The sequence below is a fragment of the Janthinobacterium sp. LPB2021202312-11-4 genome, assembly GCF_037049705.1.
Classification (GTDB): domain Bacteria; phylum Pseudomonadota; class Gammaproteobacteria; order Pseudomonadales; family Pseudomonadaceae; genus Aquipseudomonas.
On the sequence record NZ_JBAGKV010000002.1, the window covers coordinates 87891 to 112405 of the forward strand.

Here is a 24515-nt window from a genome sequence, read left to right on the forward strand (position 1 = left end):
CATGTACCTGATTAATGGCCAATTGCACGCCGAACTCTGCCTCGATAGCGCCCTGGACAGCCTGCATCAAGTCTTGCCCCGCCTGCTGATGACACCGCTCGACAGTGACACCGTCGTGGCCTCGGCCACTCGTTTCGCCAGCCAATTGCTGGCCGGTGAACTCGACTTCGGACTCGATGATGAACAACGCCAAGGGCTGATCGAGTTCTGCCAACCCGAGCACCTGAACAGCAAACTCGAACGCGAACTGGGCGTACAACCGCGCTCCTTGAGGCGGATCGATTACGTGCAATCACGCTTCGAGAGTTGGCACCCGTTGGGGCTGGTGGTGCATGTCACGCCGGGCAATGCGCCGATGCTGGCGTTTTGCGCGGTGCTGGAAAGCCTGCTGGCCGGCAACATCAACTGGCTACGCCCCAGCTCCAGCGACCAGGGGCTGACGGCTCGCTTGCTTGACGCCCTCGGCCAGTGTGACCACAGCGGCAGGCTGGCCGATTACATCGCGGTGTTGCCTGTCGACACTGCGCAGATTGCACGCCTGTGCACCCGCGCCGATGCGGTGGCCGCGTGGGGCGGCGAAACCGCGCTCAAGGCGATTCGTCAGCACTTGCCCGGCGGATGTCGCTGGATCGATTGGGGGCACCGGATCAGTTTTGCTTATCTTTGCCCCGAAGCGGCGCAACCCGACGCCCTCGATGCTTTGGTCGATGAAGTCTGTCGCCTGGACCAACAGGCCTGCTCCAGCCCGCAATGGGTGCTGGTGGACAGCGATGACCCGGCCGTTCTGCAAGAAATCGGCGCACGTCTGGCCGAGGCGTTCGAACGTCGCGCAGCCCGGTGGCCGGCATTGGAGCCCACGTGTCAGGAAGCGTCGGAAATCACCACTCGCAGTACGATGGCGCGGCTTGAACAGTGCTTTGCCGGCCACATCGGCGAGGTCTGGAACGGGCCGGGTTGGCGAGTCATCTGGGAGCATCATCGGACGCTCGCGCCTTCACCGCTGTTTCGCAGCCTGATGCTCAAGCCGGTGCCGCAGCACCTGATCGCCGAAACGCTGCTGCCGTGGCGTACGGTCCTGCAAAGTTGCGCATTAATCTGCTCGCCCGCGCAGACGGCCGCGCTGGTGCGCACACTAGTCAATGCTGGCGTCACCCGCATCGCACCTGCGCAGTCGATCCACGAGGGTTACGCCGGTGAGCCCCATGATGGTGTGTACGCCTTGACGCGTCTGAGTCGCCGGCTCTCGGTGAGCCTGCCCCCGGAGGTGCTTGGCAGCCATGCCACCCTCGACGCATTACCCGAAATCCCGGACGTGGCGGGCCTGCCGATCATCGACAAAAATGCCTTCCAGGCCCAGCCGATAAACCCCACCGCCCAACTGTACTTTCGTTCCGGCGGCAGCAGCGGTACCCCGGCACTGGCCGGTTACAGCTACCGAGATTTCCAGCGGCAAATGCGCGCGGCAGCCGACGGGCTGTTCGCCGCCGGACTGGACCCGTCGCAGGACCGGGTCATGAATCTGTTTTATGGCGGCGGCCTCTACGGTGGCTTTTCCAGTTTTTCCTGGGTCTTGCAGCAGATGGACGCCGTGCATTTGCCCATGGGCGCGCCCCATGACGACAATTTCAGTGAAATCGCCCAACTGATCGTGCAACAACGGGTCACCGTGCTGATGGGCATGCCCAGCACCCTGCACCGGTTGTTTTTAAAGGAACAGACGACCCTGCGGGCCTATGCAGGTATTCGCAAGGTGTTCCTCGGCGGCGAGCACCCGGGGCAGGCCAGCCGCCAGTTAATGGAAAGCTGCGGCGTTTCGACGATTCGTTCGGCAATCTACGGCTCCGTCGACGCCGGCCCGCTGGGGCACGCCTGCGCTGCGACCACTGATGGCGTGTTTCATTTGATGAGCGATACCCAGCACCTGGAAATCGTTCATCTGGAACAGGATGTCGCCGTCTCGGGCCTTGAGGTCGGGCGCCTGCTGTTCACCTCGCGCGCTCGTCAAAGTCAGACCGTTCAACGCTACGAGGTGGGTGACACCGGTCGCTGGGTGGCTGGGGTTTGTCCCTGCGGATTGAGTTCGCCACGGTTCGAATTGCTGGAGCGACACGGCCAATGGCTGCGGCTCGGCACCGAGTTCATTTCACCGGCCCAACTGGCCCGATGCGTCGGCATGCCCATTCAGATGGTGCTGGATTACGCCCCCGACGGCGTTGAACGCCTGTTGGTCCGCGCCGATGCCGACGCGCAATGGGTACGCGAACAACTGCTGTGCATTACCGCGCTGAACACCTCGGTTACTGAAGCACTGTTACTACTGGAAGTTAATACCTGTGCGGCGACTCAATTTGAACGAAACAAGCGCAGCGGTAAAACGCCGTTAGTTATCGACCGACGCCAACAACAATAATTTTCATCAATAAAAAACCGTGTGCAACATGCCTGATACCTGGACCCGAACGCCCATGAAAGAACTTTTTTCGCTTGAGCAGTTAATACAGTACATACGCGAACACTCGCGCTTTTATAACCAGCACCTTAAACATTTGGCTTTAGAAGATTTGACGTTAAACGATATTCCGTTGATCGATGCCAACAACTACTGGGTGGGCAGCCATGACCTGAATGACTGGCCGGTACTGACAGCACCTGTCGACGATGCGTTGGTGTTTAAAACCGGCGGTTCAACCGGCCAGGGCAAACTGGCGGTCTACACCCACGCGGAATGGCAAACCATGGTCCGCGCATTCGGTGAAAGCCTGTCGATGCAACTGACCGATGGAGACCGGGTCGCCAACCTGTTTTTTTCCGGTGATCTCTACGCCAGTTTCCTGTTCATCCATGACTCACTGGCCCACGTCAGGGTTTCGATCAGTGAGTTCCCTTTCACCGGCAATGTTGATCTTCAAGGACTGGCCGAGGCCATTGGCGCCCACCGGATCAACGTGTTGGCCGGCGTACCGGCACAGCTGCTGAAGTTTGCGGCGCACCTGACGGCGCATCAGCGTGTTTTGACGGGCGTTGATACCCTGCTCTATGGAGGGGAAAGCCTTTTTGCCGATCAACTGGCGATCTTCGCCCGGGCCTTTCCCAACGCACGGGTCAGCTCCATTGGCTATGCCAGCGTTGATGCCGGGATTATTGGCAGCAGCGACCGCGACTGTGCGCTGGGCGAGCATCGGGTGTTCGAACCACAGACCTTGCTGGAAATCATCGACGAACACAGCGGCGAGGTGATCAATGAATGCAACCGTGTGGGGCTGTTGGTCGTCACCAACCTGAGTCGGCGGTTGATGCCTCTGTTGCGATACCCGGTGGGCGACCGCGCCTGCTGGCTGGAGCCCCCCGCCAGCCCAAGACGCAAGTTCGCCCTCAGGGGACGCAGCGTCCATAGCCAGCGTGTACGTGTGGGTGTGTTGTCGCTGTTCACCGATGAGCTGCAGGACATCGTCCAGCGTGTGGCCCAAAGCGATCAGTGGCAACTGCGCCTCGAACACCTCGGGCACAAAGATTTGCTGAGCGTTATCTGGGTCCCCGAGGTGAATGCCGAGGCCATCGAGCAGACAAATCGGCTGCTGCACGAAGCGCTCCTCGCCCACTCCCCCGGCATTGGCAGCCTGCGTCAGGATGGCTTGCTGGAATTCCAGGTCAAACCTTGCGCCATCAGCGACCTCACATTGCACCCACGCTCGGGCAAACAACTGCGGGTCCTGGATTTGCGGGATTACACGTGCACACCGGAGCCCAGGTTGTGAATCCGTTGATTTTCCGCCCCTTCAGAGCCTCCGATGCCAAATCCGTCAGTCAGTTGTTTCGCCTGATCTACGCCGATCATTACGTACAGCCACAGGTGTACTTGCCGAAGCTGATCACCCAGAACAATAACGACGGGCGTTGGCAATCCATGCTGGCTGTGGAGGGGTCGCGGGTCCTGGGGCATGTCGCGTTGTGCCGCGATGGCGACGCCGACAGCCCCGAACTGGCCATGGGCGTTGTGCACCCGGCCACTCGCGGACAGAACATCGCGACCCGCCTGAGTCGCGAGTTACTGGAGCAATCGGCCGCGGCGGGCGACACGTGCGTGTTGATCAAACAAGTCACCCAGCACCCTTACAGCCAACGCATGGCGCAAACGCTGGGCTTTCATAGCACCGGTTTGCTGCCGGATTACGTGCCGTCACCGTTTGCCGAACCGATGGCCGAAAGCATTGTGATTGGTGTCCATCTGCCCAAGGGGCACTGCCGGCCACTGCCTGATATTGCGTGGCCGGGAGATTGCCGGGCCTTCATGCAACATCTGGGTTCAGTGTTTGGCGTCGGCAACACCGGAGCGGTTTGCCCTTCGCGCCCGCTGCAAATGACACGGCATCAGCAACGGGTCGATGTGGTCATTGAGCGCCTGGACAAACGCCTGTTCGATCATCTGACTCAACTGCCTGACGATTGGCTGATTTCACTCAGGCTTGCCCTGTCACAGCACTTTGCCGTGGACTTTCAGCGTTTGACCGCTCAAGGATTCGCTTTCACCGGCGTGCTTCCAGCACCTGAACAGGGCGAGTGGTCTGCCCTGTTTCATCGAGGTGCCCAGACACGTGACCTGAACCTGCATTGCCCGCACATGCAACAGTTGCACGACAACCTGCAGCACGCCGTGCGCACCCAGGCAATCCGGCGGGCCAATCGTTCAGCGGCCTGAGTCGCTTCGGTAAAAGTGCTGGCCGGGCTGGGCGCACAGTTCAACCAGCCAATCGACAAACACCCGCACCCGCCGGGATAACTGGCGGTGAGGCGGGTACAGCGCGGTCAACGGCATGCCTGGCGGTGGCGCGTCACCGAGCACCTCGCACAGACGCCCCTCCTGCAATTGCCGGGCAACGTGATAGTAAGGCGCCTGGACCAGCCCATACCCGGCCTCACACGCGGCCATGTAACCATCGGCGCTGTTGACCGACACCTGCTTGGGCAGATTGACCGGGTGCACCTGCCCCTCGACCACAAACTCAAGCCCGAAGCGTGCGCCGGTGGTGGCGGAGAAATACTCCACCATCTGATGCCCCTCCAGGTCCGCCAGGGACCGGGGCGTGCCATGCCGCTGCAAGTACTCGGGGCTGGCGCACGTCACTTGGTCGAGCAGCACCAGCGGCCGCGCCACCAGCGAATCATCAAGCGGCGAACCACCGCGCAGCACACAGTCCACGCCTTCGCGAATCAGGTCCACCGTGCGGTCATTCAAACCGATTTCCAGTTCGATCATCGGGTACTTGGCCGTGAATTGCGGCAACGCCGGAATCACGATCAGCCGTCCGATCCCCGCTGGCATGTCCACGCGCAGCAAGCCTTTGGGGTTGTGCCGGGCGGCGGAAAACACCGCTTCGGTTTCCTCAAGGTCCGCAAGCAGTCGCACGCAACGGGGGTAATAAGCAGCGCCATCGAGGGTCAGGCTGATTTGTCGGGTGGTGCGTTGCAGCAACTGCACACCCAGATGGGCTTCCAGTTGCTTGATCAGAATCGTCACCGAAGCCCTCGGCATTTGCAGGCTGTCCGCCGCTTTGGCGAAACCGCCCAATTCGACGATCCGGGTGAACACGCGCATGGCGCTAAGACGGTCCATGTTCTGAAGTACCGGGCAATTATTTAGAAATGATGAATAGTGATAGCAGATTTAGCCGGTTTATCCGATTTCTGTCGAGGTTAACAATGGCGGCTCACATTCATAGGGAGCTGATTTCATGCAAACACGTCAATTGGGCAAAAACGGACCGCACGTAAGCGCCATCGGCCTGGGCTGCATGGGCATGACCGATTTCTACACCACCGGCACCGACACCCGCGAAGCCACCGCCACCCTGCACCGGGCGCTGGAACTGGGGATCAACCTGCTCGACACCGCCGACATGTACGGCCCGCACACCAACGAAGAGTTGATCGGCAAAGCCATCGCCGGCAAGCGCGACCAGGTGTTCCTGGCCAGCAAGTTCGGCATCGTTCGCGACCCGGCCAACCCGACTGCCCGGGGTGTCGATGGGCGCCCGGAATACATTCGCCATTCCATCGACGGCACACTCAAACGCCTCGGCGTCGAGACCCTGGACTTGTACTACCAACACCGTATCGACCCGCAAGTCGCCATCGAGGAAACCGTCGGCGCCATGGCTGAACTGGTGAAGGCCGGCAAGGTGCGTTACCTGGGGTTGAGCGAAGCCTCGGCCGCGACTTTGGAGCGGGCGCACAAGGTGCATCCGATCAGCGCGTTGCAAAGTGAATACTCGCTGTGGAGCCGCGACCAGGAAGACAACGGTTGCCTGGCGACCTGCCAGCGTCTGGGTATTGCCTTCGTCCCCTATAGCCCGCTCGGGCGCGGCTTTTTGACCGGCGCACTGAAAAGCCCGGAGGACTTTGCCGCCGACGACTACCGTCGCTTCAGCCCGCGTTTCCAAGGGGATAATTTCGCGAAAAACCTGCTGCTGGTGCAGCAAGTCCAGGCGTTGGCCGCTGACAAGGGCGTGACTGCCGGGCAACTGGCGCTGGCCTGGGTGCTGGCGCAAGGCGACTACCTGATCCCGATTCCCGGAACCAAGCAGCGTAAATACCTGGAGGAAAATGTCGCGGCACTGGAAGTAAAACTCAGTGCCGGCGAGTTGCAGGGGCTGGAAGCGATTTTCTCCCCCGACGCCACTGCCGGTTTGCGTTACCCGGAAGCGGTGATGCAAATGCTCGACCGCTGATCCCGCGACGTCTGCCCCGCTCAATGCAGTGAGCGGGGCAGAAGATCATTTGTCCTTTTTCTTGACCGTCGTGCCGTTACCTTCGCCGTAGGTCTTCAAGTTCTGCAGCACGTAAATAGCTTTCTTGAACTCAGGCACCAGGTAGTTGGCGTACTTGTTGCCCTTGAGGTTGTTGTTCTGGATGGAGTCCAGTTGCGTGGCAAAGTAATCCAGCGCATTGAACTTGGCATCGGGGTCGTTCGGAATACCAAATTTGTCGAATTTGTCGCCGGCATTGAGCAAGGTCAGCGCGGTCACATCGCCGATGATGCCGTTCTGCTTGAGGAAGGTGCTCATGTTGCCCAGTTGCTTGGCCGAGATGTTCGTCGGATCGAAGCCCTTGACCTGCTTGAACAGTTGCAAGCTATCCATTTTCGTCCGATCGAGGATCGTCGGGTTGGTGCCGACCATGCTCAGGATTTCCCGCACCTTGGCGCTCTGGGACACCGGTTTGGCATTCTCCGAACCCTGGCGTACCAGCAGGCCCGATTTAGCAGTCCAGTTGCCGACCAAACCAATAGTCATGACCGCACTCCTTTCGACTGACGCATAAAAAATCCTTGTTAGAGCAAGATGATTGCGGGGAAGTATCGGCGCGAAACGACAGTACTCCTATTAATATTTCGACTTTTTACAAATTTCGTACATTTTCGATACAAATCACCAAGTGCCCGGTTTCATTGGCCTATAGCAAATTTATTTCTGGGTCTTGCCGCCCTGCTGATTGTCATTTATTACAGATTTATTCCGTTTGTAGCGGTTTTGACACTCACCTCTTATTGACCGTCTGTCCCCCTTGAGTCCTTTCTTGCACGTCCGTACTAAAGCTCGCCCCCGGCAGGCCGATAAGCCCTGGATACCCCGACTTCCAAACCCAACAATAAAAACGCAGCACAAGGACCGGTCCCATGCCCGCATTCCGTACCATTCAGGCTCGCTACACGCTGTTTCTGGTCCTGTTCATCCTGCTGCTATCGGTGCTGACGGTGGTCGGCATCAGCCAGTTGGTCGCGCCGAAACTGCGCCACACCGAAGAACAGGTGGCCCTCAACCGCATTGCCGAAGTCGCCGAACAAATCCAGGGCGAACTGAACAAGGTGCAGGCCCAGCAACGCAGCATCACCCAGACCATTCCCCTGCTCGACAGCGCCGCGATCGATACGGTGTTGCCCGGCCTGGTGGACCAGTACGGCGAACTGAAAGTATTCGGCGGCGGGATCTGGCCATTGCCCGGCCAGCGTGAAGCGGGCCGCAACAAGTTCAGTACCTTCTGGCACCGTGACAGCTCCGGCAAACTGGCCGTGAACACGTTCTGGAACAGCGACGCCGCGCCCAATTATTACGACCAGACCTGGTACAAGGGCGGCATGGCCACCCCGCGCGGCCAGTGCGCCTGGGCCGCCGCCTATAAAGATGACGCCAGCGCCGAACCGCGCACCAACTGCGCCATGGCCATTCAGAAAAACGGCGCGGCGTATGGTGTGTCGACCATCGACGTGACCCTGGGCTTCTTCAATGACCTGATCGCGCGCAAGGAAAAAGACCTCGGCGCCGAGATGCTGATCGTCGAGGCCGACGGCAAAATCATCAGCAACAGTTCGCGCATCAGCGGCCCGATTGTGTTGAAGAACATCAGCGAACTGGCGGCTAACTCGCCGTTCGCCAGCCAGGTCAAGGCCGGGCTGCAAAACCGCGATCAGGCGCAGCGGGTCGAATTCGACAACAAGGGTGAAGCCAGCACCTTCTTCATGCGCCCGATCGAAGGCACGCCGTGGTATCTCGCCACCGCCCTGCCGACCAAACTGATCACCGCCCAGCGTGACGATGTACTGAACACCTTGAGCCTGTTGCAGATTCCCATGGTGATCCTGCTGGTGCTGCTGCAGATCTACGCGATCCGCCAACTGATCCAGCGCATGAAAATCCTCAAGGCCAACATCGACGCGCTGTCTGCCGGCGACGCGGACCTGACCAAGCGCATCACCATTCGTGCGGAAGACGAACTGGGCGCCATCGGCCATTCGGTCAACGCCTTCATCATCTATTTGCAGAACATGATCGGCGAAGTCACCCAGGCCACTGGGGCCATGGCTTCCAGCCTGGACAACCTGCAACGGACCTCGGCGCACACCAGTCAGATCCTGGTGCGCCACGCCTCGGAAACCGATCAGACCGTTACCGCCATCACTGAAATGAGCTCCACCGCCGACAGCGTGGCGCAGAACGCCGCCGAAACCGCCGCGTTCACCCAGCGCGCCAGCGAACATGCGGACCGTTCCCGGGTCGTGGTGGGCGAAGCGTCCAGCAGTGTCGTGGCGTTGATCGATGAAGTGGCCAGCGCCACCCATAAAGTCGAAAACATGCAGCAGGATGCGCAGCGGATCACCGAGATTCTCGGGGTGATTGGCGCGATTGCCGGGCAAACCAACCTGTTGGCGCTCAACGCCGCGATTGAAGCGGCCCGCGCCGGTGAACAGGGTCGCGGTTTTGCGGTGGTGGCCGATGAAGTCCGCGCCCTCGCCGCCCGGACCCAGGCCAGCACCTCGGAAATCAACGAAATGCTCAAGCGCCTGACCCAAGGCGTGAGCTCGTCGGTGTCAGCGATGGAAAACACCCAGGCCAGTTGCCAGTCCGCCGCCGATGCGACGGCGCGGGTCAACTCCGGGCTGGATGAAATGGCCGGCTCCGTGAGCCACATCAACAGCCTGAGCACACAAATCGCCACCGCCGCCGAGCAGCAAAGCGCGGTGACTGAAGAGATCAACCGCAGCATGGTGCAAATCCGCCACATGGTGGATGAGTTGGTCAAAAGCGGTCACGCCAGCGAGCTCAATACCCAGCAATTGCTGGAAGCCAACAGCCGCGTGAGTGCAATCATGGGCCGGTTCAAAGTCCGGTAATGATCTGACTGAGAGGCAGCTCCCCGTGGCGAGGGGGCTTGCCTCCTCGTCACAGCAAACCCGGTCGCCACAAGGGCTCAGCGTACGTCGTAGTACTTCGAAACACTCTCGCCCCGTTTTGTTGGCTAAAGTAGTCAAAATGCCTCTTTTTTTGACCGCCACCCGAGTCGAGACCCTGCCATGCGAACCCACCTGCGTCTGGTCGCCCTGAGCGCCCTGTTTATCTCTTCCCTGGCCCAAGCGGCCGACCTGATTCCTATTGAAGTGCACCGCGACGCCAATTGCGGCTGCTGCAAAAAATGGATCAGCCACCTGGAGGCCAACGGCTTCAAGGTCGAGGACCACGTCGAAGCCAACATGAGCGAATTCAAGCAGCAGCACGGCGTGCCGCCGCGCCTGGCGTCCTGCCACACCGCGTTGATCAACGGCAAATTTGTCGAAGGCCATGTGCCGGCCGAGCAAGTGCTGGCCCTGAGCAAACGTGATGACCTGCTCGGGGTGGCTGCGCCGGGCATGCCGATGGGCTCGCCCGGCATGGAAATGGACGGCATGAGTGACGCTTACCAAGTGATCGGCCTGACCAAGACCGGCACTGACGTGGTGGTGGCGGACTACCCCGCCCATTGATCTTCAGCGCTTACACCGGGCTGTTTTTAGCGGCGTTCGGGGCGGCGACGCTCCTGCCATTGCAGTCCGAAGCACTGCTGGTGGGTTTGCTGGTCAGTGATCGCTATTGGCTGTGGTCGCTGCTGGCGGTGGCGACCCTGGGCAATGTGCTCGGCTCGCTGGTGAACTGGTGGCTGGGGCGCGGCGTCGAGCGCTTTCGTGAACGGCGCTGGTTCCCGGTGAGCCCCGGGCATCTTGAAACCGCCCGCAAGCATTATCGGCGCTACGGTCATTGGTCCTTGCTGCTGAGTTGGGTGCCGGTAATCGGCGATCCGCTGACCCTGGTGGCCGGCGTCATGCGCGAGCCGCTGGGGCGTTTCCTGCTAATCGTGACCGTGGCCAAGGGCGCGCGCTATGCGGTGCTGGCCCTGATCACACTCGGTTGGATGTCCTGAACGTTCACCGAAGGGCAGTGCCTAATTTCCATCTGGAATGCGCGCAACTGTGGGAGCGGGCTTGCTCGCGAAAGCGGTGCAACTGTCAATACAAATGCTGAATGACACAGCGCTTTCGCGAGCAAACCCGCTCCCACATGGGTGCCATTTGACCGATAGATTAATGTCGCCGTAATCGCACCCTTGCAGCATCGGCGCATTTGCCCTGGAGTTTATCTATGCCCCCTTCCCGCTGGCTGCCCTGCCTGTTGCTGAGCGCCGCATTGCCCGTCCTGGCCCACGCCGATGGTCCGGAGTACGGCCCGGAGCTGCAAGGCTTCGAGTACCCCTACACGGTCAAGCATTTTGCTTTTCAGTCCCAGGGTAAATCCCTGCAAATGGGCTACATGGACGTCGCCGCCGATGGCAAAGCCAACGGCCGCAGCGTGGTGCTGATGCACGGCAAGAATTTCTGCGGCGCGACCTGGGACAGTTCGATCAAGGCCCTGAGCGAGGCCGGTTACCGGGTGATCGCCCCGGACCAGATCGGCTTCTGCACCTCCAGCAAACCGGACAACTACCAATACAGCTTCCAGCAACTGGCGACCAACACCCAAAAGCTGCTCAAGGCCCTGGGCATCCAGAAAGCCACGCTGCTCGGCCACTCCACCGGCGGCATGCTCGCCACCCGCTATGCCCTTCAATACCCGGAGCAAGTCGAGCAACTGGCGCTGGTCAATCCCATCGGTCTGGAAGACTGGAAAGCCCTGGGCGTGCCCTATCGCACCGTTGATCAATGGTATGAACGGGAACTGAAAGTCAGTGCCGACAGCATTCGCACTTACGAACGCAATACCTATTACGGCGGACGCTGGAAGCCCGAGTTCGATCGCTGGGTCGACATGCTCGCGGGCCTGAACAAAGGTCCGGGGCACAAACAAGTGGCGTGGAACTCGGCGCTGATCTACGACATGATCTTCACCCAACCGGTTTTTTACGAATTCAAGAACCTGAAAATGCCGACCTTGCTGCTGATCGGCACTTCCGACACGACGGCCATCGGCAGCGACATCGCCTCCGCCGAGGTCAAGTCGAAGCTCGGTCACTACGATGTGCTCGGCAAGCAAGTGGCGAAACTGATTCCCCACTCGACCCTGGTGGAATTCCCGGGTATGGGCCACGCGCCGCAGATGGAAGAGCCGACGCAATTCCATCAGGCCCTGCTCGACTGGCTGAACAAAACCAACCCTGTTCGTTGATGAGGTAAGGCTGATGGCTGTGCAGATTGCGGTGATCGATGACTGGCAAGACGTGGCCAGCGGCGTGGTGGACTGGTCAGTGCTGGAGAGTATTGGCGAAGTCGGTTTTATCCATGACTACCCGGCCGACAGCGCCGCCATGGCTGAACGCCTGGGCGCTTTCGAAGTGATTTGCGTAATGCGCGAGTGCACCCGGTTCGACGAAGACCTGCTGCGCCGTTTGCCGAAGCTGAAACTGCTGGTCACCGGCGGCATGCGCAACGCGGCGCTGGACCTCAAAGCCGCCGCCGCGCTGGGTATCCAGGTCAGCGGCACCGACAGCTACAAGCACGCCGCACCGGAACTGACCTGGGCACTGATCATGGCCGCGACCCGCAACCTGGTGGTCGAAGCCAATGCGTTGCGCGCCGGCCAGTGGCAGCAAGGCCTGGGCGGCGACCTGTACGGCAAGACCCTGGCCATTCTCGGTTTGGGCAGCATCGGTAAACGGGTGGCGCAGTTCGGTCAGGTGTTTGGCATGCGGGTGATCGCCTGGAGCGAAAACCTCACCGCCGAACGGGCCGCCGAAGTTGGCGTGACCTATGTCAGCAAGCAGGAATTGTTCGAACAGGCCGATGTGTTGTCGGTACATCTGGTGCTCAGCGACCGCAGTCGCGGGATCGTTGACGCCCAAGCACTGGACTGGATGAAACCCACCGCGCTGCTGGTCAACACGGCCCGTGGGCCGATTGTCGATGAAGCGGCGCTGATCAAGGCGTTGCAGAAAAAGCGCCTGGCCGGCGCGGCGCTGGATGTGTTTGAGCATGAGCCGCTGCCTGAACTGCATCCGTTCAGGACACTGGATAACGTGCTGGCCACGCCCCATGTCGGGTACGTCAGCCGGCAGAATTACGAGCAGTTCTTTTCCCAGATGATCGAGGATATTCAGGCGTGGGCGGCGGGTGCGCCGGTTCGGCTGCTCACCTGAGACCGCGTTATCGTTCATCGCGAGCAAGCTGTGCGCCGCCCTCTGTAGGAGCAAGGCTTGCCCGCGATGAGGCCCTCACAATCACCCCCTACCCTTCAAAGCCCCTGTGCACCAACACAGTGCAAAACCCCATTCCGCCCTTGCACATTACTGTGTCGTCCACGTGACATTTTGGCCCGCCAACCCAAATAAACCTGCACTTCGTCGGTGCGTTTACCCCGCGAATCGGCACGTCCGTACCTCTTTAAACCGATTGTCGAACAATTTTGCCATCTGGCCTGTGACGCTCTTAGTTCTGGCCTAGACTGATTTTCGCGAGGCGAAACCGGTCGGTCACAAAGAGGTAAAAAAGTCGAAACTTTTACTTGTCGCGACGGGTCAGGTTAAAGGTAGGGCCGTTACGACTGGTGCAATCCTTGCAATAGCCCTTTGTGTAGCCCTTTCACCCTTTGTGCTTCAGCGTATCGGGCAGCTTTGCTCTTCGATGCGTAGCGCGTTCGCGCCCGGCCACAGGATTTGGCCACGAACACCGTTTGTGCCAGGCCAGAATTAGATCAACAACACGGGAGATTCATATGATCAGTGCGGCTTTAGATATTCAGGGAGAACGTGCTCATCAGCAGGTCGGCGAATCGAGCGCCGTGAATGCCCCGAGCAGCAAGACGATCAGCGCTCCCAAGGCACTTGTTCCAGCCGCCAGTCAGAACCCCAACAAGAAGAAAGTCTTGTTTGTGACCTCGGAAATCGCCGATCTGGTGAAAACCGGCGGTTTGGGTGACGTGTCTGCCGCGCTGCCGCGCGCCATGGCTCATCTGCACGATGTTCGTGTGTTGATCCCCGGCTATCCGCAAGTGCTGCACAGCGAGAATCCGATTCATATCATCGGCGAGCTCGGCGGTCATGCTGCCTTGCCACCCTGCAAGATCGGGCGCATGGACATGCCCGATGGCCTGGTCATCTACGTGTTGATTTGCCCTGAGCTCTACGAGCGCGAAGGCTCGCCCTACGGCGCCAACAACGGTCGCGACTGGCCGGACAACCATATTCGTTTCGCCCGTTTGGGCCTGGCGGCTGCCGATATCGCCGCCAATCTTGCGCAAATCCACTGGTGCCCGGACCTGGTGCACGCCCACGACTGGCCGGCCGGCCTGGCCCCGGCGTACATGCACTGGCGCGGGCAGCGCACCCCAACCTTGTTCACCATCCACAACCTGGCCTATCAGGGCGTGACCAGCCTCGGCTCCTGCCCGGAACTGGGCATCCCGATGCACGCGCTGCAACAGGAAGGCATGGAGTTCTACGGCAAGATGTCGTTCCTCAAGGCCGGCATGGCTTATTCGAGCCACATCACCACGGTCAGCGCCACCTACGCCCAGGAAATCACCACGCCAGCCTTCGGCTGCGGCCTCGACGGTTTTCTCGCCGCCAAGACCCAGCAAGGCCTGCTCAGCGGGATTCCCAACGGTATCGATGAGAGCTGGGACGCCGCCACCGATCCGCACCTGTTCTGCCCGTTCACCATCGGCGACTGGGACGGCAAAGCGGTCAACGCCGATCACGTGCGTGAACTGTTTGGCCTGGAAGATTCCGAAGGTCCGCTGTTCGCCGTGGTCTCGCGGCTGGTCTACCAGAAAGGCCTGGACCTCACTGAAGCGGTGGCCGAATACATCGTCGAAAACGGCGGCCAGATTGCAATCATCGGCCGGGGCGAACCGGAAGAAGAACAAGCAATGCGTGAACTGGCCCTGCGCTTCCCTGGCCAGGTCGGCGTGCGCATCGGCTTCAACGAAACCGACGCCCGGCGCATGTTCGCCGGCAGCGATTTCCTGCTGATGCCGTCGCGTTACGAACCCTGCGGCCTGAGCCAGATGTACGCCCAGCGCTTCGGCTCGTTGCCGGTGGCGCGCAATACCGGCGGCCTGGCCGACACCATCGAAAACGGCGTGACCGGTTTCCTGTTCGACGAATCCACCGTCGAGAGTTACCGCGAGGCCCTGAGCCGCGCGTTCAAGGTCTTCGCTTTCCCCGATCTGCTGCACGCCATGCGTTGCCGCGCCATGGCCGCACCGTTCAACTGGTGCAAAGCGGTCGAACCCTACGCCGAACTCTACGAACAATTGGTGGCTAAAGCCCTGGGTAAATCGGGCCACAAATAAACAAGAGGTTTTCAAAGATGCCGTTACGGACCCTTGAAACCTGGCCCCACGGCGCAATCATGCTGGACGCAGAACACACGCGTTTTGCCTTGTGGGCGCCAGATGCGTTTTACGTCAGTGTCGAACTGGACAATGGACAATCCTTGCCGCTACTGCCCCAGGCCGATGGCTGGTTCGTGATCAAGACCCGCTGCCCCGCCGGCACGCGTTACCGCTACAACATCGACGGCGAACTGGAGGTGCCCGACCCGGCCTCCCGTGCCCAGGCCGGGGACCTCGACCGCCACAGCGTGGTGGTCGATCCCCTCGCCTACCACTGGCAACACAGCGCCTGGCAGGGTCGGCCGTGGAATGAAGCGGTGATCTACGAACTGCACGTCGGCGCCCTCGGCGGTTTCGCTGCCGTCGAGCAGCACCTGACACGCCTGGTGGAACTGGGCGTCACCGCCATCGAACTGATGCCGCTGGCGCAGTTCCCCGGCGAGCGCAATTGGGGTTACGACGGGGTCCTGCCCTACGCGCCCCAAGCCTCCTACGGCACACCCGAACAACTCAAACACCTGATCGACACCGCCCACGGCCATGGCCTGGCGGTGCTGCTCGACGTGGTCTACAACCACTTCGGCCCCGACGGCAATTACCTGCATCACTACGCCAAAAGCTTCTTTCGCGAAGACAAACACACGCCGTGGGGCGCGGCCATCGACTTCCGCCGCCGCGAGGTGCGGGACTTCTTTATCGAAAACGCGCTGATGTGGCTGTTGGAATACCGTTTCGACGGGTTGCGCCTGGACGCGGTACACGCCATCGAAGACCCGGACTTCCTCCAGGAACTGGCGCGACGGGTGCGTCACCAGACCGATCCCGGGCGCCACGTGTGGCTGACCGTGGAAAACGAACACAATCAGGCCAGCCTGTTGGAGCAAGGTTTCGATGCGCAGTGGAACGATGACGGCCACAACGCCTTGCACGTTCTACTGACCGGCGAAACCGACGCCTACTACGCCGACTATGCGCACAACCCCACCGAACAACTGGCGCGCTGCCTGAGCCAGGGTTTCGTCTTCCAGGGCCACCTCACCCGCCACGGCGAGCCACGGGGCGAGCCCAGTGGTCACCTGCCGCCCAGTGCCTTCGTGCTGTTTCTGCAAAACCACGACCAGATCGGCAATCGCGCCTTCGGTGAACGGCTGCATCAACTGGCCCCCACCGATGCGCTGAAGGCCGCCACCGCGCTGTTGCTGTTGTCGCCGATGATTCCACTGATGTTCATGGGCGACGAGTTCGCCGCCGAGCAACCGTTCCTGTTTTTCACCAGCCACCACGGCGAATTGGCCGAATTGGTCCGCGAAGGCCGGCGTAACGAATTCGCCGCGTTCAGTGCGTTCAAAGATCCTGAAAAACGCGAACAGATCCCCGACCCGAATGCCCCGCAAACCTTCGAGGACTCGCAACCCAGACATGCGGGTAACCCGGCGCAGCAAGCCATGCACGATCTGTATCGGCAACTGTTGCAACTGCGTCATCGGCACATCGTCCCACACCTGCCCGGCGCTCAGGCCTTGGGCGCCGAAGTGCTGGGCGAAGGTGCGGTGACAGCACGCTGGCGGCTCGGCAACGGCAGCCTGCTGCGCATTGACCTGAACCTCAGCGACACGCCGGTGGTCCACACCCCACAGGCCGACGCGTTGCTGCTGTTCGAACACCCGCCCGCGTCCGGCCTGTTGAACCAGGGCAGCCTCGCCCCGTATTGCGCGCTAGTCAGCCTCACGGCCGCAACCCCTTTGCTACCCCCGGATGGAGAGCGCCTATGAGCGACGCGCAACTGGAAATACTGGCCAGCCGTGCTGGCCTGGCCGTCGACTGGATCGACGCCAATGGTCGCCCACAAAAAGTCGCCCCGTCGGTGCTCCGCGCCGTCCTGACCGGCCTCGGCCACCCCGCCAGCAGTGCTCAGGAAATCGACGCCAGCCTGTTGCAATTGCAGCACGTGCAACAGACCCGGCACTTGCCGCCGCTGATCACCACCGACGTCGGCCAAGGCCTCGACCTGGCGCGTTTTTTCGCGCCTGAAACGCCCTGCGAGGTGCATCTTGAAGACGGCTCGCGCCTGCACCTGAAACTCGATGCCGAGGCGATCCTGCCGGGTTTGATCCCGGTCGGCTACCAGCATGTCAGCATCGACGGACAATCTTTCACCCTGGCCGTGGCCCCCGAGCGCTGCTACAGCGTTGGCGATGCCGTCGACAGCCCGATCCCCCGCACCTGGGGCTTGAGCGTGCAGTTGTATTCGCTGCGCCGCCCCGGCGATGGCGGTTTCGGCGATACCCAGGCCCTGGAAGACCTGGCCCGAGTGGCCGGCGAGCGCGGTGCCGAAGCATTGGCCATCAGCCCGATGCACGCGATGTTCAGCAGTGACACCCATCGCTACAGCCCATATTCACCGTCCAGCCGTTTGTTCCTCAACAGCCTCTACGCCGCACCGGGAGCGATCCTCGGCGAACGCGCCTTGCGCGATGCGATCGACGCCACTGGCCTGGCCGAACAACTGCAACACCTGGAAGCCTTGCCACTGATCGACTGGCCGGTGGCAGCCGAAGCCAAACATCAACTATTGCAGGCGCTCTACGAAGGCTTTGTCCAGGGCGAACACCCCTTGCACGAAGACTTCAGCAGTTTCCGCCATGCCGGCGGTGAAGCACTGGAAAACCACTGTCGCTTTGAAGCGATCCAAGAGACTCGCGCCGCCCGTGGTGAAGACCTCGACTGGCGTCACTGGCCGCAAGAATGGCAAGACCCGCGCAGCGCCGCCCTCGCCGATTTCGCCGAGGAAAACGCCGGGCGCATCGGCTTCTTCGCCTTCTGCCAATGGCTGATCGACCGCTGCCTGGCCCGTGCGCAAACCGCTGCGCGCAGCGCCGGGATGGGCATCGGGCTGGTCGCTGATCTGGCGGTCGGTGCCGACGGCGGTGGCAGCCAGGCCTGGAGTCGCCAGGACGAATTGCTCGCCTCGCTGACCGTCGGCGCGCCGCCGGACATCCTCAACCGCTCCGGCCAGGGCTGGGGCATTTCCGCGTTTTCCCCCGAAGGCCTGGTGCGCAACGGTTTTCGCGCATTCATCGAAATGCTGCGCGCCAATTTCGCCCACGCCGGAGGCCTGCGGATCGACCACGTCATGGGCCTGCAACGCTTGTGGGTGATCCCAAACGGTGCATCCCCCGCCGACGGCGCTTACCTGTATTACCCGGTGGACGACCTGCTGCGCCTGTTGTCCCTGGAATCCCATCGGCATCAGGCGATTGTCCTCGGTGAAGACCTGGGCACCGTGGCCGAAGGCCTGCGGGAAAAACTCATCGCGCGCTCGATCCTCGGCATGCGGGTGTTGCTGTTTGAACAGGACAACACCCACTTCAAGCCAATCCTCGACTGGCCGGACAACGCCCTGGCGACCACCAGCACCCACGACTTGCCAACAATCAACGGCTGGTGGCATGGCCACGACATCGACTGGAATGCCCGCCTCGGGCTGATCGACGCCAACGGTGAAATCGAATGGCGGCGCCACCGCGAACGGGAGCGTGAAGGCCTGCGTCGGGTGCTCGGCGAAGACCCGCAGAATTTCCGTGAAGAACACCACGAGACCGATCAGGTGCTCGACGCCGCCATCCGCTTCCTCGGCCATACCCGCGCGCCGCTGGTGTTGCTACCGCTGGAAGATGCCTTGGGCATCGAACAGCAAGCCAACCTGCCCGGCACCACCGACACCCACCCCAACTGGTCGCGGCGCCTGCCCGGTGACAGCGAAGCCTTGCTCGATGACCCGGACGCTGCCCGGCGCCTGGAACTGCTCGCCTGCGCGCGGCTTCAGGCGGGCGAGCGTGACCAATGAATCAAGCCCTTATCCAGCCGCTGCGGGCGACCCTGCGGTTGCAATTTCATAAAGGTTTTACCCTCGACGATGCGGTGCCGCTGGTGCCGTACTTCGCCAGCCTCGGCATCAGCCACATTTACGCCTCGCCGCTGCTCCGCGCCCGGGCCGGCTCCATGCACGGCTACGACGTGGTGGACCCGACCAGCGTCAACCCGGAACTCGGTGGCGAAGCGGCGTTGCGCCGTTTGGTCGAGGCCCTGCGCCAGCAGAACATGGGGTTGATCCTCGATATCGTCTCCAATCACATGGCCGTCGGCGGTGGCGATAACCCCTGGTGGCTGGACTTGCTGGAATGGGGACGGCTGAGTCCTTACGGCGAGTTTTTCGACATCCAGTGGCATTCCGCCGACCCGTTGATGGAAGGCCAGTTGCTGCTGCCATTCCTGGGCAGCGACTACGGCGTCGCGTTGCAGGACGGCACCCTGCCCCTGCACTTCGATGCCGAGCATGGCGCTTTCTATGTCCAGCATTACGATCATCACTTCCCGATCTGCCCGAAAAACTACGGCGAACTGCTCAAGCCTGACGAGCACCTGAATGCCGAGCAGACCGAGCAGTTGAAATACCTGGCCGATCGTTTTGCTGCGCTCAGCTATCAGACCGATGCCCACAGCCTGGCGATTCCCCTGCAAGCCGAACTGCGTGAACTGGCGGGCGACCCGGCCATCCTGCACACCATCCAACAGCACATCAGCACGTATGACTCACTGACAACAGAAGGCTTCCAAAACCTGCACAACCTGCTGGAGCGCCAGAGTTATCGCCTGGCCAGTTGGCGCACGGCGGCGGACGACATCAACTGGCGGCGCTTTTTCGATGTCAATGAACTCGGCGGCCTGCGGGTCGAGCGTCCGGCGGTGTTCGAAGCCACCCACGCGAAAATCTTCGAGTTGATTGCCGAAGGTTTGGTGGACGGTCTGCGCATCGACCACATCGACGGCCTCGCTGACCCTCGGGGTTATTGCCGAAAACTGCGGCGTCGGGTCGATAGCCTGTCACCGCAACGGCATTTGCCGATCTACGTCGAGAAGATCCTCGGCGAAGGCGAAACCCTGCACCGCGACTGGTCGGTGGATGGCACCACCGGTTATGAATTCATGAACCAGTTGTCGTTGCTGCAACACGACCCGGCCGGCGCCGAAACCCTGGGGGAACTGTGGAGCCGCCACAGTGAACGGCCCGCCGAGTTTATCGTCGAAGCGCGACTGGCCCGTCAGCAAATCCTCAACGGTTCCCTGGCCGGGGATTTTGAAAGCGTCGCCCAGGCCTTGCTGCAAGTGGCCCGGGATGACCTGATGACCCGCGACCTGACCTTGGGCGCGATTCGCCGGGCGTTGCAGGAATTGATCGTGCATTTCCCGGTGTACCGCACCTACATCAGCCCCCGTGGCCGCTCGGCCGAGGACGACGTGTTTTTCCAGCACGCCATGGACGGTGCTCGGCAAACCTTGGGCGAGGCCGACTGGCCAGTGCTCGATTGCCTGGCCGGCTGGCTCGGCGGCGAGCCTTGGCGCAAACGTCCGGTGGGCCGCCAGCGCAAGATCCTCAAGCACGCCTGCGTGCGTTTTCAGCAACTGACGTCGCCTGCGGCGGCCAAGGCTGTGGAAGACACCGCGTTTTATCGCTCGGCGGTGTTGCTGTCGCGCAACGACGTGGGGTTCAGCACCGAACAGTTCAGTGCGCCGGTCAGCGATTTCCACGACGCTTGCCAACAGCGTTTCGACGCCTTCCCGAACAACCTGCTGGCCACCGCGACCCACGACCACAAGCGTGGCGAAGACACCCGCGCGCGCCTCGCGGTGTTGAGCGAGCGCAGTGGCTGGTACGCCGAACAGGTCGAGCATTGGCGAACCCTGGCCCGCGCACTGCGCAGCGATGACAGCGCCCCCTCGGCCGGCGATGAGCTGATCCTTTATCAAGCGATTCTCGGCAGTTGGCCGCTGACCTTGCGCAGCGACGATCAACCAGCCCTTGAGGACTACGCCAAGCGCCTGTGGCAGTGGCAGCAAAAAGCCCTGCGCGAAGCCAAGTTGCAAAGCAGTTGGAGCGCACCGAACGAGGCCTACGAACAGGCCTGCGAAGCCTTCCTCAATCGGCTATTGCTCAGCGCCGAAGGTCAGCTGTTGCGCTGCGCCCTCGGTGAAGCAGCCCAGGCGATTGCCACGCCCGGGGCGCTGAACGGATTGGCGCAAACCTTGCTGCGAATGACTGTGCCGGGGGTGCCGGACCTCTATCAGGGCGATGACTTTTGGGACTTCACCCTGGTCGACCCGGACAACCGCCGGCCGGTGGATTACGCCAGCCGTCAGCAGTCGCTGCAAGCACCGTTCGAGGTGCCCGAACTGTTGGCGAACTGGCGTGACGGGCGCATCAAGCAACGCTTGATCGCCGCTACGCTGAACCGGCGGGCCGAACATGCCGAGCTGTTTCGCCAAGGGACCTATCAAGCCCTTGAAGTGCTCGGCAGCGAAGCCCATCGCGTGTTGGCGTTTACGCGCACGCACGAAGGAAAACGCGCCATCGTGATCGTACCGATACGCTGTGCCGGGTTGCTGGAAAACAGTGCCGTACCTCGGGTTGACGCGCTGCTGTGGGGCGATACTCGGGTGAAATTACCGTTCGCCGCCCCGGACGAAAACCTGAAGGGACTTTTTTCAAACGCAGTAGTCACAAATCACAGGGAGCTGAGTATCAGCGCCGCGCTGGGGGACTTCCCGGTCAATCTCTTTATCCAAACTATCGACATTTGAGTTCAGTTCAGGAGCATTGCGATGAGTACCGAAGATAAACGCGTTCGTGAATTTGCCTATCAAATCTGGGAATCCGAAGGAAAGCCCGAAGGTCAGGACGCTCGCCACTGGGAGATGGCGCGCAAGCTGGCCGAAGCGGAAGCACTGGCACCGAAGAAATCACCGAAGGCTGCCGCCAGCAAAGCCGCTGCCGCGAAACCGGCCGCGGCCAAGGCTGATTCCAAGCTAAACGGTGTCGCGGGCAAACCCTCGGCAGCGAAAGCCAAAGTCAAACTTGCTGCCGCAGCAAAGGTCACTCCGCCGGGTGAAAAAGCCGCCGAGAAAAAACCTCGCACGGTGAAAAAACCACCAGCGGTTTGACGCTTCACTGAATTGTCCTGATTGAACTCGTGGCGAGCCCACTCGCCACTGTGGGCGCACTCGCCCGGAATAAAGAGCATTACGCATTCCCCCGTAGGAGCTGCCGAAGGCTGCGATCTCTTGATCTTGCTTTGAAAAGTCAAAAGATCGCAGCCTTCGGCAGCTCCTACAAATTGAGACCGACCGACACGATACCGTTTTTGTCACCCCTTTTTTGCAGGAGCATCTATGACCAGTCCGAAAAAACCCGCGCCAGAACCTCAAGCCGAGGCCTCGCGAATCCGTGAAGGTTTGCCCTTCCCGCTGGGCGCGACCTGGGATGGCCTGGGGGTCAACTTTGCGCTGTTTTCCGCCAACGCCACCAAAGTCGAACTGTGCATCTTCGACGACGCCGGCGAAGTGGAACTGGAGCGCATCGAGCTGCCGGAATACACCGACGAGATCTACCACGGCTACTTGCCAGACGCCCATCCAGGGCTGATCTACGGCTACCGCGTCTACGGTGCCTACGACCCGGCCAACGGCCATCGTTTTAACCACAACAAATTGCTGATCGACCCCTACGCCAAGCAATTGGTCGGCCAGTTGAAATGGTCCGAGGCCCTGTTCGGCTACACCATCGGCCATCCCGACGCCGACCTCAGTTTCGATGAGCGGGACAGCGCGCCCTTCGTCCCCAAATGCAAAGTCATCGACCCGGCGCACACCTGGGGCCACGACCATCGGGTCAGCGTGCCGTGGGACAAAACGATCATTTATGAGACTCACGTGCGCGGCATCAGCATGCGTCACCCTTCCGTCCCCGAGAACGTGCGTGGCACCTTCGCCGGGTTGATGGTCGATGATGTGCTCGAACACATTCGCAAGCTCGGCGTGTCGAGCGTGGAATTGCTGCCGATCCACGCGTTCGTCAACGACCAGCACCTGTTGCACAAAGGCATGACCAATTACTGGGGCTACAACAGCATCGCCTTCTTCGCCCCGGACCCGCGCTACCTGGCCAGCGGCAAGATCGCCGAGTTCAAGGAAATGGTCGCGCACCTGCACGAAGCCAATCTGGAAGTGATCCTCGACGTGGTCTACAACCACACCGCCGAGGGCAACGAGCAAGGCCCGACGCTATCGATGCGCGGGATCGACAACGCCTCGTACTACCGCTTGATGCCGGATGACAAACGCTTCTACATCAACGATTCCGGCACCGGCAACACCCTGGATTTGAGTCACCCGTGCGTGCTGCAAATGGTCACCGACTCGTTGCGCTACTGGGCCACGGAAATGCACGTGGACGGTTTCCGCTTCGACCTGGCGACCATTCTCGGGCGTTATCACGACGGTTTTGACGAGCGTCACAGCTTCCTCGTCGCTTGCCGCCAGGACCCAGTATTGCGCCAGGTGAAGATGATCGCCGAGCCCTGGGACTGCGGCCCCGGTGGTTATCAGGTCGGTGGTTTTCCGCCGGGCTGGGTCGAATGGAACGACAAATTCCGCGACACCGTACGCGCGTTCTGGAAAGGTGATGACGGCCAACTGGCGGACTTCGCCAGCCGCATGACCGCTTCCGGCGAGATGTTCAACCAGCGCGGGCGCCGGCCGTATGCGTCGGTGAACTTCATCACCGCCCACGACGGTTTCACCCTCAACGACCTGGTGTCCTACAACGACAAACACAACGAAGCCAACGACGAAAACAATCAGGACGGCAGCAACAACAACCTGTCCTGGAACCACGGCGTCGAAGGCCCGACCGATGATCCGGAAATCAACGCGTTGCGTCAGCGGCAGATGCGCAACTTCTTCGCCACGCTGCTGCTGTCCCAGGGCACGCCCATGCTGGTGGCCGGCGACGAATTTGCCCGCACCCAGGACGGCAACAACAACGCCTATTGCCAGGACAGCGACATCGGCTGGGTCAATTGGGACCTGAGCGAGGACGGCAAGGCGTTGCTCAAGTTCGTTAAACGCCTGATCAAGTTGCGCCTGGCGTATCCGATCCTGCGTCGCGGACGCTTCCTCGTCGGCAATTACAACGAGGACATCGGCGTCAAAGACGTGACCTGGCTGGCTCCGGACGGCAACGAGATGAGCACCGAACAGTGGCAGGAAGGTCACGGCCGCTGCCTCGGCATGCTGCTCGACGGTCGCGCCCAGGAAACCGGCATCCGCCGCAAGGGTGGCGATGCGACGTTGCTGCTGGTGGTCAACGCCCATCACGACATCGTCAACTTCAGCCTGCCGGAAGTGCCGGACGGCGGTCACTGGACCTGCATGATCGACACCAATCAGCCATCGATTCGCGGCCAGGAACGCTTTGAGTTCGGTCACGAATATTCGGTCACTGGCCGCTCGCTGTTGCTGTTCGAATTGCAGCATGAGGATGAAGAGTGA

General features: G+C 61.1%; 17 protein-coding genes. 15 read left to right on the forward strand and 2 right to left on the reverse strand.

Going from position 1 to position 24515, the window contains the following annotated elements; all coding sequences use genetic code 11:
- Position 1: 1 nt before the first annotated feature.
- The 3 genes from V5E99_RS02520 (at position 2) to V5E99_RS02530 (ending at position 4696) form a co-directional block, all read left to right on the forward strand.
- Positions 2-2410, forward strand: coding sequence for an acyl-CoA reductase (locus tag V5E99_RS02520; RefSeq protein ID WP_499800670.1), 2409 nt, complete (start codon positions 2-4; stop codon positions 2408-2410).
- A gap of 151 nt (positions 2411-2561) precedes the next feature.
- Positions 2562-3755: an AMP-binding protein gene (locus V5E99_RS02525; protein ID WP_499800672.1), complete on the forward strand. Its 1194-nt coding sequence runs from the start codon at positions 2562-2564 to the stop codon at positions 3753-3755.
- Positions 3752-4696, forward strand: coding sequence for a GNAT family N-acetyltransferase (locus tag V5E99_RS02530; RefSeq protein ID WP_499800674.1), 945 nt, complete (start codon positions 3752-3754; stop codon positions 4694-4696). The genes V5E99_RS02525 and V5E99_RS02530 overlap by 4 nt, the downstream gene beginning before the upstream one ends.
- Here V5E99_RS02530 and V5E99_RS02535 read toward each other — a convergent pair.
- On the reverse strand, positions 4685-5611 hold the full coding sequence (locus V5E99_RS02535; RefSeq protein WP_499800676.1) for a LysR family transcriptional regulator: 927 nt from the start codon (positions 5609-5611) through the stop codon (positions 4685-4687). The two genes, V5E99_RS02530 and V5E99_RS02535, sit on opposite strands and share 12 nt — an antisense overlap.
- A 118-nt stretch (positions 5612-5729) precedes the next feature.
- Between V5E99_RS02535 and V5E99_RS02540 the strand changes: the two genes are divergently transcribed.
- Positions 5730-6725 (forward strand): aldo/keto reductase, encoded by a 996-nt coding sequence (locus V5E99_RS02540; RefSeq protein ID WP_499800678.1) that lies wholly within the window; start codon positions 5730-5732, stop codon positions 6723-6725.
- 45 nt (positions 6726-6770) lie between these two features.
- On the opposite strand, the gene V5E99_RS02545 is transcribed toward V5E99_RS02540, so the two are convergent.
- Entirely contained in the window at positions 6771-7289 is a 519-nt protein-coding gene (locus V5E99_RS02545; protein ID WP_499800680.1) for a hypothetical protein, read from the reverse strand.
- Positions 7290-7672: 383 nt separating this feature from the next.
- Between V5E99_RS02545 and V5E99_RS02550 the strand changes: the two genes are divergently transcribed.
- The 11 genes from V5E99_RS02550 to glgX all read left to right on the forward strand — a co-directional run bounded on the left by V5E99_RS02550 (position 7673) and on the right by glgX (position 24515).
- Positions 7673-9664, forward strand: a complete 1992-nt coding sequence (locus V5E99_RS02550) for a methyl-accepting chemotaxis protein (protein WP_499800682.1) — start codon at positions 7673-7675, stop codon at positions 9662-9664.
- Between the two features lie 180 nt (positions 9665-9844).
- Positions 9845-10291 carry a DUF411 domain-containing protein gene (locus tag V5E99_RS02555; protein ID WP_499800684.1) on the forward strand — a complete coding sequence of 149 codons (447 nt, stop codon included), beginning with the start codon at positions 9845-9847 and terminating at the stop codon, positions 10289-10291.
- A complete protein-coding gene (locus tag V5E99_RS02560) occupies positions 10288-10725 on the forward strand; it encodes a YqaA family protein (RefSeq protein ID WP_499800685.1) in 438 nt (145 codons plus the stop codon). Before V5E99_RS02555 ends, V5E99_RS02560 begins: the two co-directional genes overlap by 4 nt.
- A 218-nt stretch (positions 10726-10943) precedes the next feature.
- Positions 10944-11963 carry an alpha/beta fold hydrolase gene (locus V5E99_RS02565; protein WP_499800687.1) on the forward strand — a complete coding sequence of 340 codons (1020 nt, stop codon included), beginning with the start codon at positions 10944-10946 and terminating at the stop codon, positions 11961-11963.
- Positions 11964-11976: 13 nt separating this feature from the next.
- Positions 11977-12930: a D-2-hydroxyacid dehydrogenase family protein gene (locus V5E99_RS02570; RefSeq protein ID WP_499800689.1), complete on the forward strand. Its 954-nt coding sequence runs from the start codon at positions 11977-11979 to the stop codon at positions 12928-12930.
- A 575-nt stretch (positions 12931-13505) separates the two neighbouring features.
- The gene (gene glgA / locus V5E99_RS02575; RefSeq protein WP_499800691.1) at positions 13506-15086 is read left to right on the forward strand and encodes a glycogen synthase GlgA; all 1581 of its coding nucleotides are present in this window, start codon (positions 13506-13508) and stop codon (positions 15084-15086) included.
- Between the two features lie 17 nt (positions 15087-15103).
- Entirely contained in the window at positions 15104-16900 is a 1797-nt protein-coding gene (gene treZ, locus V5E99_RS02580; protein ID WP_499800692.1) for a malto-oligosyltrehalose trehalohydrolase, read from the forward strand.
- The gene (gene malQ / locus V5E99_RS02585) at positions 16897-18975 is read left to right on the forward strand and encodes a 4-alpha-glucanotransferase (protein ID WP_499800693.1); all 2079 of its coding nucleotides are present in this window, start codon (positions 16897-16899) and stop codon (positions 18973-18975) included. The genes treZ and malQ overlap by 4 nt, the downstream gene beginning before the upstream one ends.
- Positions 18972-21767, forward strand: coding sequence for a malto-oligosyltrehalose synthase (locus V5E99_RS02590; RefSeq protein ID WP_499800695.1), 2796 nt, complete (start codon positions 18972-18974; stop codon positions 21765-21767). The genes malQ and V5E99_RS02590 overlap by 4 nt, the downstream gene beginning before the upstream one ends.
- A gap of 21 nt (positions 21768-21788) precedes the next feature.
- Positions 21789-22127, forward strand: a complete 339-nt coding sequence (locus V5E99_RS02595) for a DUF2934 domain-containing protein (protein ID WP_499800696.1) — start codon at positions 21789-21791, stop codon at positions 22125-22127.
- A gap of 228 nt (positions 22128-22355) precedes the next feature.
- Positions 22356-24515: a glycogen debranching protein GlgX gene (gene glgX, locus V5E99_RS02600; protein ID WP_499800698.1), complete on the forward strand. Its 2160-nt coding sequence runs from the start codon at positions 22356-22358 to the stop codon at positions 24513-24515.